The organism is Xanthomonas sp. NCPPB 3582, from assembly GCF_041475735.2.
In the GTDB taxonomy this organism is placed as follows: domain Bacteria; phylum Pseudomonadota; class Gammaproteobacteria; order Xanthomonadales; family Xanthomonadaceae; genus Xanthomonas; species Xanthomonas codiaei.
On record NZ_CM192968.1, the window covers coordinates 547501 to 562886 of the forward strand.

Here is a 15386-nt window from a genome sequence, read left to right on the forward strand (position 1 = left end):
GTATTTAAAAGGGCCACTCCAGTGAAGACGAGTAGGGCGGGGCACGTGAAACCCTGTCTGAATATGGGGGGACCATCCTCCAAGGCTAAATACTCCTGACCGACCGATAGTGAACCAGTACCGTGAGGGAAAGGCGAAAAGAACCCCGGAGAGGGGAGTGAAATAGATCCTGAAACCGTGTGCGTACAAGCAGTAGGAGCTCGCAAGAGTGACTGCGTACCTTTTGTATAATGGGTCAGCGACTTACTGTTCGTGGCAAGCTTAACCGTATAGGGGAGGCGAAGGGAAACCGAGTCTGATAAGGGCGCATAGTCGCGGGCAGTAGACCCGAAACCGGGTGATCTAGTCATGGCCAGGGTGAAGGTGCCGTAACAGGTACTGGAGGCCCGAACCCACGTCTGTTGCAAAAGACGGGGATGAGCTGTGATTAGGAGTGAAAAGCTAATCGAACCCGGAGATAGCTGGTTCTCCTCGAAAGCTATTTAGGTAGCGCCTCATATGTATCCTCTCGGGGGTAGAGCACTGTTATGGCTAGGGGGTCATCGCGACTTACCAAACCATTGCAAACTCCGAATACCGAGACGGACTGTATGGGAGACACACGGCGGGTGCTAACGTCCGTCGTGAAAAGGGAAACAACCCAGACCCACAGCTAAGGTCCCAAATTCACTGCTAAGTGGAAAACGATGTGGAAAGGCATAGACAGCCAGGAGGTTGGCTTAGAAGCAGCCACCCTTTAAAGAAAGCGTAATAGCTCACTGGTCGAGTCGGTCTGCGCGGAAGATTTAACGGGGCTAAGCAGTGAACCGAAGCTTGGGGTGCATAAAACTTGTTTTATGCGCGGTAGAGGAGCGTTCCGTAAGCCTGCGAAGGTGGATTGAGAAGTCTGCTGGAGGTATCGGAAGTGCGAATGCTGACATGAGTAACGATAATGCGGGTGAAAAGCCCGCACGCCGAAAGCCCAAGGTTTCCTTGCGCAACGTTAATCGACGCAGGGTTAGTCGGTCCCTAAGGCGAGGGCGAAAGCCGTAGTCGATGGGAAGCAGGTTAATATTCCTGCACCTCGCGTGAGTGCGATGGAGGGACGGAGAAGGTTAGGTGTACCGGGCGTTGGTTGTCCCGGGGAAAGGCGGTAGGTTTGGATCTTTGGCAAATCCGGGATCCTTTAAGACCGAGCACCGAGACGAGCCTTTATGGCGAAGTCACTGATACCACGCTTCCAGGAAAAGCTCCTAAGCTTCAGCTCACGAAGACCGTACCGTAAACCGACACAGGTGGGTAGGATGAGAATTCTCAGGCGCTTGAGAGAACTCGGGTGAAGGAACTAGGCAACATGGCACCGTAACTTCGGGAGAAGGTGCACCCTTTTTGGTGGCTCGTGCGAGCTATAGCTGAAGAGGGTCGCAGAAACCAGGCCGCTGCGACTGTTTATCAAAAACACAGCACTCTGCAAACACGAAAGTGGACGTATAGGGTGTGACGCCTGCCCGGTGCTGGAAGGTTAATTGATGGGGTCAGCCGCAAGGCGAAGCTCTTGATCGAAGCCCCAGTAAACGGCGGCCGTAACTATAACGGTCCTAAGGTAGCGAAATTCCTTGTCGGGTAAGTTCCGACCTGCACGAATGGCGTAACGACAGCGGCGCTGTCTCCACCCGAGACTCAGTGAAATTGAAATCGCTGTGAAGATGCAGCGTTCCCGTGGCAAGACGGAAAGACCCCGTGAACCTTTACTATAGCTTTACACTGAACGTTGAGTTCGTCTGTGTAGGATAGGTGGGAGGCTATGAAACTGTGGCGCTAGCTGCAGTGGAGCCATCCTTGAAATACCACCCTGTCGTGCTTGACGTTCTAACCTAGATCCGTTATCCGGATCGGGGACCGTGTATGGTGGGTAGTTTGACTGGGGCGGTCTCCTCCTAAAGAGTAACGGAGGAGCACGAAGGTACGCTCAGCGCGGTCGGACATCGCGCACTGTGTGCAAAGGCATAAGCGTGCTTGACTGCAAGATCGACGGATCAAGCAGGTACGAAAGTAGGTCTTAGTGATCCGGTGGTTCTGTATGGAAGGGCCATCGCTCAACGGATAAAAGGTACTCCGGGGATAACAGGCTGATACCGCCCAAGAGTTCATATCGACGGCGGTGTTTGGCACCTCGATGTCGGCTCATCACATCCTGGGGCTGTAGTCGGTCCCAAGGGTATGGCTGTTCGCCATTTAAAGTGGTACGCGAGCTGGGTTCAGAACGTCGTGAGACAGTTCGGTCCCTATCTGCCATGGGCGTTGGAAGTTTGAGAGGGGCTGCTCCTAGTACGAGAGGACCGGAGTGGACGAACCTCTGGTGTTCCGGTTGTCACGCCAGTGGCATTGCCGGGTAGCTATGTTCGGAAGCGATAACCGCTGAAAGCATCTAAGCGGGAAGCGCGCCTCAAGATGAGACTTCCCGGGGCACAAGCCCCCTAAAGGAACCATGTAGACTACGTGGTTGATAGGTCAGGTGTGTAAGTACAGCAATGTATTGAGCTAACTGATACTAATGATCCGTGCGGCTTGACCATATAACCTCAAGTTGCCTTGGTCCCAACGAACGTTGGTAGATCATCAAATGCAAGCTACGTCATAAGTTACCTATGCGAGACTGGCGCTGTGAAGCGCTGCTCCAACCGTCTCCCTGGTGAAATTAGCGCTGTGGAACCACCCGATCCCATCCCGAACTCGGAAGTGAAACGCAGCTGCGCCGATGGTAGTGTGGCTCAAGCCATGCGAGAGTAGGTCATCGCCAGGGGCTTTACCCCAAACCCTCAGTCCCACTGGACTGGGGGTTTGTTTTTGCACGCGATTTGAGGGCCTCGACACGTCCAACCATCCTCGCCAAGGTGCTCTGCCCCTCGATCCTGCGGCAGCCCGGCCAGGCGGCCGGCTCATCGACTGACCACCTCCGCCAATGCGGCAGCGCGTAGGTTGCTTTTGCTACGCATACCTCCATGCTCTGCTTTGCTGTGTGGCGTGCGCTTGACAGGAGTGACTGGACGCGACGCGTGGGCTGCCGCTGCCAAGACAGGGCACGCACAGGTCCAATCCCTCCTAGGTTCTGAGGCGTTGCGAATCTTGCCGAGACGATTCCACAACATGCGGCCCTTAGTTCTTGTTCTTGAAGAACCACTCCGGCTGCGGGGAATTACGACCAGCCTTACACGGTTGTTTACCTGGGGAAAGTGACCCAGCGTGAGTCGTTACACCCACAAAAAAACCCCGCTTTTGCGGGGTTTTTTTGTGATGCGGCGAGGCCGATGCGCGTTCTCGGTGAACCGCCTTAGTCCCCCAGCGTCAGCAGCGAGGCATTGCCGCCTGCGGCAGTGGTGTTGACGGTGACGACCTTTTCGGTGGCAAAGCGCAGCAGGTAATGCGGGCCGCCGGCCTTGGGTCCGGTACCGGACAGTCCCTGGCCGCCGAACGGTTGAACCCCGACCACTGCGCCGATCTGATTGCGGTTGACGTAGACATTGCCCACCGCGACACGCGAGGTGATGCGCTCAATGGTCTCGTCGATGCGCGAATGCACGCCCAGCGTCAGACCATAGCCGGTGGCATTGATCTGCTCGATCACCGTATCGAGTTGGTCGGCCTTCCAGCGAATGACATGCAGCACGGGGCCGAACACCTCGCGCTGCAACTGCGCGAGCGAGGTCAATTCATAGGCACGTGGTGCGAAGAAGCTGCCGTGGGCGGTACCTTCATCCAGCCTGGTGGTCGCGATCAGCCGCGCTTCGCGGTCCATGCGCGCCGCGTGATCGTCCAGGATCTTGAGCGCATCGGAATCGATCACCGGACCAACGTCGGTCGACAACAGGCCCGGGTCGCCGATCTTCAACTCGCCCATGGCACCGGCCAGCATGGTCATGACCTTGTCGGCGATGTCGTCCTGGACGAACAGCACACGCGCCGCAGAGCAGCGCTGTCCGGCGGAGATGAAGGCGCTGGAGATCGCGTCCTTGACCACTGCCTCCGGCAGCGAGGACGAGTCGGCGATGAACGCGTTCTGGCCACCGGTCTCGGCGATCAAGACGCCAATGGCCGCATCGCGCGCCGCAAGGGTACGGTTGATGATGCGTGCGGTCTCGGTGGAGCCGGTGAAGGCGACACCGGCCACGCGCGGATCGTTGGTCAGTGCGGCACCGACGGTGGCGCCATCGCCCGGCAGGAACTGAACGGCCGCTTCCGGTACGCCGGATTCGTGCAGCAGCTTGACCGCTGAAAAGCCGATCAGATTGGTCTGCTCGGCTGGTTTGGCGATGACCGTGTTGCCCGCGGCCAGTGCTGCCGCGACCTGGCCGAGGAAGATCGCCAGAGGGAAGTTCCACGGACTGATGCAGACGAAGACGCCACGGCCATGCAGCTGCAGTTCGTTGGATTCGCCGGTCGGCCCGGGCAGGCGTTCGGGCGCGCCGAATTGCGCGCGTGCCTGGCCAGCGTAGTAACGCAGGAAATCGACCGCTTCGCGGACCTCGGCGACGGCATCGGGGAGGGTCTTGCCGGCTTCCTTGACGCAGATCGCCATGAACTCGGGCATGCGCGCTTCCAGCAGGTCGGCGGCGTGCTCGAGGATGGTGGCGCGGCTTGCCGCCGGCGTCCGATTCCAGGCTGGCTGCGCGGCCGCGGCGGCCGCAAGTGCCTTCTGCACGGTGGCCGGGTCGGCCGGCTGCCAATGCCCGACCGTCTCGCGACGATCTGCAGGGTTGAGCACAGGCGCGCGCGGCGTACTGACGACTGCGCCGGGCACCAGCGGCATGGCCGCCCACGGCTTGATCGCGGCGTTGAGTTGGTCGGCCAGCTGCCGCAGATCGTTGTCGTTGGCGAGATTGGCGCCCATGGAATTTTTCCTGTATTGGTTCTGGCTGCGCAACAGATCGGTCGGCAGCGGGATCTTGGGATGCGGGATAGAGGCAAACGACGACACCGCTTCGACCGGATCGCGGATCAGGTCCTCGATGGCGACATCCTCATCGGTGATGCGATTGACGAAGCTGGAATTGGCGCCGTTCTCGAGCAGCCGGCGCACAAGATAGGGCAGCAGATCCTCATGCGAGCCGACCGGCGCATACACCCGGCACGGCAAACCCAGGCGATATGCCGGAATCACTTCGGCATACAGGTCATCGCCCATGCCATGCAGCTTCTGGTGCTCGTAGACCTTGCCGCCGGAGATCGCACGCACCGCGGCAATGGTCTGCGCATTGTGGGTGGCGAACATCGGATACAGCGCATCGCTATGCGCGAATATCCGTCGTGCACAGGCCAGATACGACACGTCGGTGTTCTGCTTGCGGGTGAACACCGGGTAGCCGGGATGGCCTTCGATCTGGGCGCGCTTGATCTCCGCATCCCAGTACGCACCCTTGACCAGGCGCACCGGAATGCGGCGACCGACGCGACATGCCAGGTCGGCCAGGAAGTCGATCGTATAGGGCGTGCGCTTCTGATACGCCTGCACGGCCAGTCCATAGCCTTCCCAGCCATCCAGCGAGGGATCGGAGAACGTGGCTTCGATGATGTCCAGCGACAGTTCCAGGCGGTCGGCTTCCTCGGCGTCGACGGTGTAGCCGATGCCATAGGACTTGGCCAGCTGCGCCAACTCCAGCAAGCCCGGAACCAGCTCTGCCATCACGCGTGCGCGCTTGGCGTGCTCGTAACGCGGATACAGCGCCGACAGCTTGATCGAAATGCTGGGCGCGGCGAACACATCGGTGCCGACGAAGCTGCCGCTGCGGCCGATCGCATGGATGGCATCGCGATACGCCTGCAGGTAGCGTTGCGCGTCCTTCATGGTGAGCGCGCCTTCGCCGAGCATGTCGAACGAATAGCGGTAGTCGGCGTTGTCGCCCTTGCGCGAGCGCGACAGGGCCTCGCCGATGGTCCGGCCCATGACGAACTGGTGGCCCATGATCTTCATGGCCTGGCGCACGGCCAGGCGGATCACCGGCTCGCCGACGCGGCCGATCAGGCGCTTGAACGCACCAGGCACATCGGCGCGGGTGAGGTCGTTGAGCTGCACCAGCCTGCCGGTGAGCATCAGGCCCCACGTGGAGGCGTTGACCAGCACCGAGTCGCTGCCGCCCATGTGCTTTTTCCAATCCGCATCGCCCAGTTTGTCGCGGATCAGCTTGTCTGCAGTGTCCTGATCGGGAATGCGCAACAGCGCTTCGGCCACGCACATCAGCAACACGCCTTCCTCGCTGCCGAGGTCGTACTGGCGCATGAAGGCTTCGATTGCGCCCTGATTCTGCGCACGGGCGCGCACGCGGGTGACCAGGTCGGCGGCAAGCGCCTGCACCTTGGCCTGATCGGCAGCGGGCAGACGCGCCTGGTCGAGCAGCTCGTGCACGTGTTCGGCTTCGTCCTTGAGCCAGGCGGCGGTGATGGCGGCGCGCAATGCGCCGGGCGCTGCCGGTAATTCGGGCGCCAGCAGCATGTGGGCGGTACTGGAAGAGGCAGTTGGATCGAGCTGAGCGTTCATGCGAAAGGGGCCTTGATATCCGTGCTCATTCTAGTGAGCCACGGCGGTTGCACACTTGTGCGGATGCGGCAGCTTTCCCGCCGTTTTGTGCAGGTCGCCCGTGGTTGTGATGGCGACCCCACTCAGCGCTGCGTGCACCCCCAGGTTTTCGGGAAGTGATTGATTTGACGCGCACTTTTAGCTGCACTGCAGCAAATTGTCGATTGCCGGAAACGCTTGCCGCATGCGTCGGCGCAGGTCTACCATCGGGCTGTTCCCGCAGTGCGCTGCGTGTGGCCGATGATCGAAGTGCTGCCATTGATGTCCGAAGGGGCCGGGACGCAATTGCGGTTGCGGCCTCCGCGGGCACTGTCGTCCCGGCAGTTCGTCCTGTTGTTTGCGGTCCTGGCTGGAACGATGTGGTTGTTTGCGGGCCTGGGGTGGTGGACCGGCAATGCATTCGCGCCGGTGTTCGCCCTGTTGCACAGTGGTGTGGTGGCGCTGGCGCTGCGGCAGTTGTGGCGAAGCGGCGAGCGCGAAGAAGCGATCCGGGTTGGGGAAACCGCTGTCGAGGTATTTCCGTCCGGGCGTGCGCCACCAGCGTTTCAGGCACATCCGCATTGGGTGCGGCTGTGCATGGAACGGGATGACAGGGTGCTGTTGGTGAGCAGCGGCAGGCAGATCGAGATCGGAAGTTTTCTCGGGCCGGCCGAACGTGTGGAACTGGCAGATACGCTGAAACGCTTGCTCGCGGCCGCCAATGGCCGTCACCGATGACGTAAGGGTCTAGGCAATGACGCAACGCAGCAGCTGGAAATCGATCTATACCGGATGGGGACTGTCATTGGCGGCGCTGGCGAGCGCGCCAGCCGCCGTGGCGCAGTCTGCCGACCCCAAGGAATGGCAGCTCAACATGGGCCGCGGGGTCACCCAGACCGCGCGCATGGCCTACGAAGCGCATATGGTGGCGCTATGGGTCTGCGTGGTGATCGGCGCGCTGGTGTTCGGCGCGATGGGCTATGCCATCTTCAAGTTTCGCAAGTCCAAGGGCGCGGTGGCTGCGCAGTTCAGCCACAACACCAAGGCCGAAGTGCTGTGGACGGTGATCCCGGTGCTGGTGTTGATCGCCATGGCCTGGCCGGCGACTGCCAAGCTGATTGCGATGTACGACACCCGCGAATCGGAAATGACGGTCAAGGTCACCGGCTACCAGTGGATGTGGAAATACGAGTACCTGGGCCAGGGCGTGGAATTCACCAGTCGCCTGGCGCGCGAATCGGACCGGATCCGCCAGAGCGGCGAACGCCCGACTGCGGCGTCGCAGCCGCACTATCTGCTGGACGTCGATAACCGGCTGGTGTTGCCGGTCGACACCAAGATCCGCTTCGTGATCACCGCCGACGATGTCATCCACGCCTGGTGGGTGCCGGCGCTGGGCTGGAAGCAGGACGCGATCCCGGGCATCGTCAACGAAGCCTGGACCAATATCGAGCAACCGGGCGTGTACCGCGGGCAATGTGCCGAATTGTGCGGCAAGGACCACGGGTTCATGCCGATCGTGGTCGAAGCCTTGCCCAAGGCCGAATTCCAGCGCTGGCTGGCCTCGCGGCGCGGCGCGGCGCAAGCGGCGCCCGCAGGTGCGGCACCGGCTCCCGCGGCGCCCGCCCCTGCAACACCCACGCCGGCGCCCGCTGGCGACGCGGCGCCTGCACCCGCACCCGCGACGCCGGCTGCCGCACCGACCGCCGCTCTTTAACCGCACGCAACCGCACCGCTTCGCAGAGGTCGTTCCGTCATGGCGCATACCGCAGTCGATCACCACGGACACCACCAGCCCGGTTTCGTCGAGCGCTGGTTCTTTTCGACCAATCACAAGGACATCGGCACGCTGTATCTGCTGTTCTCCTTCGTGATGTTCATCATCGGCGCGGCGATGAGCGTGGTGATCCGCGCTGAACTGATGCAGCCCGGGCTGCAGTTCGTCAAGCCGGAATTCTTCAACCAGATGACCACCGTGCATGCGCTGGTGATGATCTTCGGCGGGGTGATGCCGGCCTTCGTCGGCCTGGCCAACTGGATGATTCCGCTGCAGATCGGCGCGCCGGACATGGCGTTGCCGCGCATGAACAACTGGTCGTTCTGGCTGCTGCCGGTGGCCTTCACTTTGCTGTTGCTGACGTTGTTCCTGCCCGGCGGTGCGCCGGCCGGTGGCTGGACGCTGTATCCGCCGCTGTCGCTGCAAGGCGGCTACAACGTGGCCTTCAGCGTGTTCGCGATCCATGTTGCCGGTGTCAGCTCGATCATGGGCGCGATCAACATCATCGCCACCGTGCTGAACATGCGCGCGCCGGGAATCGATCTGCTGAAAATGCCGATCTTCTGCTGGGCATGGCTGATCACCGCGTTCCTGCTGATCGCCGTGATGCCGGTGCTTGCCGGTGCGGTGACCATGCTGCTGACCGACAAGTTCTTCGGCACCAGCTTCTTCAATGCGGCCGGCGGCGGCGATCCGGTGATGTACCAGCACATCTTCTGGTTCTTCGGCCACCCGGAGGTGTACATCATGATCCTGCCGGCGTTCGGCGTGGTCAGTGAAATCATCCCCACCTTCAGCCGCAAGCCGCTGTTCGGATACCAGGCGATGGTGTACGCGATCGCGGCGATCGCATTCCTGAGCTTCATTGTGTGGGCGCACCACATGTTCACCGTGGGCATGCCGCTGGGTGGCGAGATCTACTTCATGTTCGCCACCATGCTGATCTCCATCCCGACCGGGGTGAAGGTGTTCAACTGGGTCAGCACGATGTGGAAGGGGTCGCTGACCTTCGAATCGCCGATGCTGTGGGCGGTGGCGTTCGTGATTCTCTTCAGCATCGGCGGATTCTCGGGCCTGATGCTGGCGATCGTGCCGGCCGACTTCCAATATCACGACACCTACTTCGTGGTGGCGCATTTCCACTACGTGCTGGTCACCGGCGCGGTGTTCGCGCTGATCGCAGCGGTGTACTACTGGTGGCCGAAGTGGACCGGGCGCATGTACAACGAGACCTGGGCCAAGTTCCATTTCTGGTGGACGATGATCTTCGTCAACCTGCTGTTCTTCCCGCAGCACTTCCTCGGCCTGGCCGGCATGCCGCGGCGTATTCCCGACTACAACGTGGTGTTCGCCGACTGGAACCTGGTCAGCTCGATCGGTGCGTTCGGCATGTTCGCCACCCCGTTCCTGATGGCCGGCATCCTGTTTGCCTCGCTGCGCGGCGGCGCCAAGGCCGATGCGCGTGCATGGGAAGGCGCCAAGGGGCTGGAGTGGACGGTGCCATCGCCGGCGCCGGCGCATACCTTCACCGTGCCGCCGGTGATCAAGCCTGGAGATCTTGCGCATGAAGACATCGGTCACTGAGTCCGCCCCGGAATCGGCAGTGACGCGCCTGTTGTCTGCGGCCGAGCGTCAGGCGCAGCAGCGTCGTGCGGTGCGACGCACGGCGATCACGGTCGGCATCATCGCGTTGCTGATCTACGCGGGATTCATCGCATCCGGAGTCATCGGGCGGTGAATGCACGTGCGCCCGCGCCTGCACCGACGGCTGGCTTGTTCAAGCTGCTTGCCGTGGTACTGGGTGTGTTCGTACTGACGTTTTCCTTGGTGCCGCTGTACCGCATCGCCTGCGAGAAGGTCTTCGGTATCCGCATGGAGCGCGCGCCCGGCAACGCGCGGGCGGGCGCGGGCACGCTCGCCGTGCCAGGCAAGCGCACGGTGCGGGTTGAGTTCGATGCCGGTGTCAATTCCAAGTTGCCGTGGACCTTCCATCCCGAGCAGATGACGATGGATGTGGTGCCGGGCGAGCTCAACGAAGCGCTGTACTTCGCGCGCAACGACAGTGCACGCGCAGTGGTTGGCAGCGCGGTACCGTCGGTCGCACCCGCGCGTGCATCGGGATATTTCAACAAGACCGAATGTTTCTGCTTCACCGCGCAGACCTTGCAGGCCGGCGAGACGCGCGACATGCCGCTGCGTTTCATCGTCGATCCGGCGCTGCCGCCGGAAGTCACCACCATCACCTTGTCCTATACGTTCTACCGCAACGATGCGCTGACCTCTGAATTGCAGGGCGCAGGCGCCTCCGGTGCGCCACGCGCCGCACCGTAAATCCATCCACCCTTACCACGACACGGAAGCAACGCCATGGCCGACCACAGTCCCAACGCCGATGCGTATTTCGTCCCGAGCCAGAGCAAATGGCCGTTCGTCGGCTCCATTGCGATGTTCGTGATGATGATCGGCGTGGCCAGCTGGCTCAATGATGCGGCCTGGGGGCGCTGGACGTTCTTCGCCGGCATGGCGATGTTGCTGGCGACCTTGTTCATGTGGTTTGGCGATGTCATTCGCGAGTCCAACGCCGGCAACTACAACCGCCAGGTGGACGGTTCGTTCCGCATGGGAATGGTGTGGTTCATTTTTTCCGAAGTGATGTTCTTCGGCGCCTTCTTCGGCGCGTTGTTCTACACGCGCGTGCTGACGCTGCCCTGGCTGGGCGGCGAAGGCGATGGCGTGATGACCAACGAACTGCTGTGGAATGGCTACTCGGCGGCCTGGCCGACCAATGGACCGGGTACGATCGGCGGGCAGTTCCAGACCATCCCGGCCTGGGGCCTGCCGCTGATCAATACCCTGATCCTGCTCAGCTCGGGCGTGACCCTGACCATTGCGCACCACGCGCTGAAGGGCGGGCGCCGCGGTGCGCTGCTGCTGTGGCTGGGGCTGACGGTGCTGCTGGGCTGCGTGTTCTTGTTCCTGCAGGCGGAGGAGTACATCCACGCCTACACCGAACTCAATCTCACCTTGGGTTCGGGCATCTACGGCTCCACCTTCTTCATGCTCACCGGTTTCCATGGCATGCACGTGCTGCTGGGCACGATCATGCTGGCGGTGATGTGGCTACGCGCGGCCAAGGGCCACTTCACCCGTGACAACCACTTCGCCTTCGAAGCGGCCGCGTGGTACTGGCACTTCGTCGACGTGGTGTGGCTTGCGCTGTTCCTGTTCGTGTATGTGCTTTGAGGGCGGGGATTCGGCAGTGGTGATTCGGGATTCGCCAGAGCAGGCGCCTGCGCGTTTGCGAATCCCCCATGTCGAATCCCCGATCCCGGCCCCTCAGCGGCCGACGCCATGTGGCTTGATCCAGCCGGTGTAGATGCCGATGATCACGATCGCGATCAAGGCGACCGATAAGCCGATGCGCCAGGTGAGTGCGTTGACGGTGCGTTTGGTCTGGCCGCGGTCGGTGAGCAGGTAGTAGAGGCCGGCGCCCAGGTTCCACAGAATCACGATCAGGAAGGCGACAATCAGCAGCGTCTTGAGCGAATCGTTCACAGCAGCCCCGGTGGTCGTCGGCGTGGTTGTCGCATTGCACGCCTTTTTGCGCCGCTTGTCATGACGCGCAAGCACACGGCGGTACTGGGCTGGACTTTGGCGGTGCTGGTGAGCGCGGGGTTTGCGTCGCTGGGGCAGTGGCAGCTGCAACGCATGCACAGCAAGGAAGCGCTGCTGGAACGCGCGGCGCATGTGCGGGAGAAGCCGTTGACCCTGGTGCAGGCCCTGGCCAGCCCGCAAGCGCTGAGCTGGGTCACCGGACGTGTGCGCTTCCTGCCGCAACAGGTCCTGCTGGATAACCAACTGCATGATGGGCGTGCCGGTGTGCGCGTGTATCAACTCGCCGCGGTGGAGGGGGCAGCGGGGACGTTGTTGGTCGATCTTGGCTGGCTGCCGTTGCCGGCGAACCGGCAGCTGCCGCACCTCGCGGCGCTCGACGGCGCGCGGGCGGTGCAGGGCCTGGTCAGTGCACCGCCGTCGGCCGGGCTGGCGATCGGCCCTGCACTGGCGCCCACCGCCACTGCGGGCACCTGGCTGGCTACGCGGCTGGACCCGCAGGCCGTGCGCGAGGCGCTGGGCAGGCGCGACATTTCGTCGCAGGTGCTGCGCCTGGATCCGGCCTTGCCGGTGGGTTACGTGCGCGATCTGGACATGCTGCCCAACACGCTGCCGCCCGCGCGGCACTTGGGTTACGCAGTGCAATGGTTCGGGCTGGCGCTTGCGGTGCTCAGTACTGCCGCGCTGCTGAGCTGGCGTGCGCGGCGGCGCATGCGCGGGCACTGACGCCTGCGGCATGAGAAAATCGCCGCTATGACCACCTCTCCATCGGCCACACCGCACGCGGTCAAACGCGGCCGCAGAATGCTGATTGCCCTGGCGGTGCTGTTCTTCGGCTCGATGTTGCTGGCCGGCGTGCTGCGCTTTGCCGGCTGGCAGCCGGCGTCGATGCGCAACAACGGCCAATTGCTCAATCCGCCTGCCGACCTGCGTGCGCTGACGCCGGTGCGCGCGGACGGGAAGCCGTATGCATGGGCACCTGGCGAGCGCGTGTGGCGGATCGCCCTGGCTCCGCCTGCAGGGTGTGCGCAGCAGTGCCTGGCATTGGCCGCGGAACTGGACAAGGTATGGCAATTGCTGGGACATCGCGCCGACAAGGTGGAGGTGCTGTGGATCGGTACACCGCCGGCCGGGCTGCCGCCGATGCCGGCCCTGCGCGTGCTGCGCGACGATGCGCAGCTGCGGGGCGCGCTGCCGCAGGTCGACGATGCAGCCGGTGTGCCGGTGTATGTGATCGATCCCAACGGCTTCGTGATCCTGCGCTATGCACCGGGCTTCGACCCGGCCGGCCTGCGCTCGGATCTGGTCAAGCTGCTGAAACTGATGTGAGCTCGTTTCGATGAATCTGTTTGCGCCACCGGCACTGTTCCGCCACTTCCACCGCATGGCCTGGCTGGCAGCGTTGTTCACTGCGAGCACGATCCTGTTCGGTTCGTTCGTGCGCCTGTCCGATGCCGGCATGAGCTGCCCGGACTGGCCGACCTGCTATGGCCGCGTGACCTGGCCGCAGACCACCGACGAAGCCAACACGCATGTGGCCAGCAAGATCCGGCCGCTGGAGTCGCACAAGGCCTGGCGTGAGCAGGTGCACCGCTTCCTGGCCGGGGCGCTGGGAGTGGAGGTGCTGGTGCTGACGCTACTGGCCGCGCGCCGCCGTCGCATGGGGATAGCCCAGGTCGTTTCGGCCGCGGTGCTGGTGGCGTTGTCGATCCCGCTGTACATGTCCGGCTGGCATGGGTTGGCGATGGGCGTGGCGCTGGCCGGCGAAGCCATCCTGCTGTTGGCGGCCTTGCGCTGGAGCAACATCGACCTGGCGCGCGCGGCGGTGCTGACGCTGGCGGTGGTGATCTTCCAGGCGCTGCTGGGCATGTGGACGGTGACGCTGCTGCTCAAGCCCATCGTGGTGATGGGCCATCTGCTCGGCGGCATGCTGATGTTCTCGCTGCTGGTGTGGATGGCCTGGCGCGCTACGCACCTGCCGATCACGCTGGCCGACGCCTCGCGGTTGAAATGGCTGCTGCGCCTGGGCGTGGCGGTGTTGGGCCTGCAGATCGCGCTCGGTGGCTGGGTCAGCGCCAACTACGCGGCGCTGGCGTGCGGCGGCGGCAGCTGGTCGGCGGACAATTTCCCGCGCTGCGTCAGCCAGTGGTGGCCGCCGCACGACTTCCGCGAAGGCTTCACGCTGTGGCGCGGTATCGGCGTGGATTACGAAGGCGGCGTGCTCGATGGTGCGGCGCGCATCGCCATCCAGATGGCGCACCGGCTATGGGCGATTGCCACTGCGCTATACCTGTGGTGGCTGGCGTGGCGGTTGTCGCGCTCGCCGGGCATGCGGGTGTGGGCAGGTGCGTTGGCATTGCTGGTGGCCGTGCAGGTGACACTGGGCATGCTCAACGTCAAGCTGGCGCTGCCGCTGGAAGTCTCGGTGCTGCATAACGGCGGCGCGGTGGCGCTGCTGTTCGTGCTGGTCTCCCTGTTGGCGCGGTTGCGCGCGCCGGAGTGAGCATGGCCGTCAGCGCACGCGATTACTGGGATCTGACCAAGCCCAAGGTGGTGGCACTGATCGTGTTCACCGCGCTGGTGGGCATGTTCCTGGCCATTCCCGGCATGCCGACCTGGGTGCAGGTGCGCACCGGCGCACTGGGCTTCCTGGGTATCTGGCTGGCCGCCTCGGCGGCGGCGGCGATCAATCAATTGCTCGATGCCAAGATCGACGCGCAGATGGCGCGTACCTCGTGGCGTCCGCTGGTGGTGGGCAAGGTGCGGCCGTGGCAGGTGCTGGTGTTCGCCGGCGCGCTGATCGTGATCTCCATGACCCTGCTGGTGGTGTGGGTGAATGTGATCACCGCAGTGCTGACCTTCGCCTCGCTGATCGGCTACGCGGTGATCTACACCGTCTACCTGAAACGCGCGACCTCGCAGAACATCGTGATCGGCGGTCTGGCCGGCGCCACGCCGCCGATGCTCGGCTGGGCTGCGGTGACCGGCTTGCCGACCACCGCGGACTGGATCAATGCCTCGTTGCTGGTGCTGATCATCTTCATCTGGACGCCGCCGCATTTCTGGGCGCTGGCGATCTTTCGCCGCGCCGATTACGCCAAGGCCGCGATCCCGATGCTGCCGGTGACCCATGGCGTGCCGCACACGCGCAAGCAGATCCTGGTGTACACGGTGCTGCTGGCGCTCGTGACGCTATTGCCGGTGGTGGTGGGCATGAGCGGAATGTTCTACCTGGGCGGTGCGCTGGTGCTCAACGTGGTGTTCCTCTGGTACGCCTGGCGCATGCTCGACCCGCCGGACGAATTGTTCTCGATGAAGATGTTCGGCTACTCCATCGTCTATCTGATGGCGCTGTTCGCGTTTTTGATGGTGGACCACCTGCTGTTGCCGTGGGTACGTTAGCGGCAGCGAATGCCCGCTGCTGCCATCACGGCGATCGATAGAGCTGCGACCCAGGCAGCCGTCAGG

12 protein-coding genes and 2 rRNA genes (1 of these 14 running past the window's edge) are annotated in these 15386 nt (G+C 62.9%); 12 read left to right on the forward strand and 2 right to left on the reverse strand.

Annotated features, from left to right (window positions below):
• Together ACCQ05_RS02275 and rrf are read left to right on the forward strand one after the other, a co-directional pair.
• Nucleotides 1-2555: ribosomal RNA gene (locus ACCQ05_RS02275) — 23S ribosomal RNA — on the forward strand (it extends 326 nt beyond the left edge of the window).
• 112 nt (nt 2556-2667) lie between these two features.
• Nucleotides 2668-2782 (forward strand): 5S ribosomal RNA (gene rrf, locus ACCQ05_RS02280).
• A gap of 528 nt (nt 2783-3310) precedes the next feature.
• Here the strand turns inward: rrf and putA are convergent.
• Nucleotides 3311-6511 (reverse strand): bifunctional proline dehydrogenase/L-glutamate gamma-semialdehyde dehydrogenase PutA, encoded by a 3201-nt coding sequence (gene putA / locus ACCQ05_RS02285; RefSeq protein WP_372392807.1) that lies wholly within the window; start codon nt 6509-6511, stop codon nt 3311-3313.
• A 279-nt stretch (nt 6512-6790) separates the two neighbouring features.
• Between putA and ACCQ05_RS02290 the strand changes: the two genes are divergently transcribed.
• From ACCQ05_RS02290 to ACCQ05_RS02315, 6 genes are read left to right on the forward strand one after another with little or no spacing between them, the layout of a single operon-like run.
• Entirely contained in the window at nt 6791-7267 is a 477-nt protein-coding gene (locus ACCQ05_RS02290; protein WP_228964389.1) for a DUF2244 domain-containing protein, read from the forward strand.
• A 16-nt stretch (nt 7268-7283) separates the two neighbouring features.
• A complete protein-coding gene (coxB, locus tag ACCQ05_RS02295) occupies nt 7284-8246 on the forward strand; it encodes a cytochrome c oxidase subunit II (protein ID WP_372392808.1) in 963 nt (320 codons plus the stop codon).
• Nucleotides 8247-8285: 39 nt separating this feature from the next.
• Nucleotides 8286-9890, forward strand: coding sequence for a cytochrome c oxidase subunit I (ctaD, locus tag ACCQ05_RS02300; protein ID WP_372392809.1), 1605 nt, complete (start codon nt 8286-8288; stop codon nt 9888-9890).
• Nucleotides 9891-9909: 19 nt separating this feature from the next.
• Nucleotides 9910-10044, forward strand: a complete 135-nt coding sequence (locus tag ACCQ05_RS02305; RefSeq protein ID WP_008577456.1) for a hypothetical protein — start codon at nt 9910-9912, stop codon at nt 10042-10044.
• Nucleotides 10041-10637: a cytochrome c oxidase assembly protein gene (locus ACCQ05_RS02310; protein ID WP_228964391.1), complete on the forward strand. Its 597-nt coding sequence runs from the start codon at nt 10041-10043 to the stop codon at nt 10635-10637. Before ACCQ05_RS02305 ends, ACCQ05_RS02310 begins: the two co-directional genes overlap by 4 nt.
• A gap of 36 nt (nt 10638-10673) precedes the next feature.
• Nucleotides 10674-11549 (forward strand): cytochrome c oxidase subunit 3, encoded by an 876-nt coding sequence (locus ACCQ05_RS02315; protein ID WP_029221429.1) that lies wholly within the window; start codon nt 10674-10676, stop codon nt 11547-11549.
• Nucleotides 11550-11642: 93 nt separating this feature from the next.
• Here the strand turns inward: ACCQ05_RS02315 and ACCQ05_RS02320 are convergent, their stop codons facing one another.
• The gene (locus ACCQ05_RS02320; RefSeq protein ID WP_104543860.1) at nt 11643-11861 is read right to left on the reverse strand and encodes a twin transmembrane helix small protein; all 219 of its coding nucleotides are present in this window, start codon (nt 11859-11861) and stop codon (nt 11643-11645) included.
• Between the two features lie 60 nt (nt 11862-11921).
• Here ACCQ05_RS02320 and ACCQ05_RS02325 point away from each other — a divergent pair, with 60 nt between their 5' ends.
• The 4 genes from ACCQ05_RS02325 to cyoE are packed head-to-tail and all read left to right on the forward strand — an operon-like array spanning nt 11922 to nt 15320.
• The gene (locus tag ACCQ05_RS02325) at nt 11922-12644 is read left to right on the forward strand and encodes an SURF1 family protein (RefSeq protein WP_228964392.1); all 723 of its coding nucleotides are present in this window, start codon (nt 11922-11924) and stop codon (nt 12642-12644) included.
• Nucleotides 12645-12671: 27 nt separating this feature from the next.
• Complete coding sequence (locus ACCQ05_RS02330) at nt 12672-13247, forward strand: redox-active disulfide-containing membrane protein (RefSeq protein WP_104543864.1); 576 nt, start codon at nt 12672-12674, stop codon at nt 13245-13247.
• 10 nt (nt 13248-13257) lie between these two features.
• Nucleotides 13258-14421, forward strand: a complete 1164-nt coding sequence (locus ACCQ05_RS02335) for a COX15/CtaA family protein (RefSeq protein ID WP_064508200.1) — start codon at nt 13258-13260, stop codon at nt 14419-14421.
• 2 nt (nt 14422-14423) lie between these two features.
• Nucleotides 14424-15320, forward strand: coding sequence for a heme o synthase (gene cyoE, locus ACCQ05_RS02340; RefSeq protein ID WP_104543866.1), 897 nt, complete (start codon nt 14424-14426; stop codon nt 15318-15320).
• Nucleotides 15321-15386: the final 66 nt, after the last annotated feature.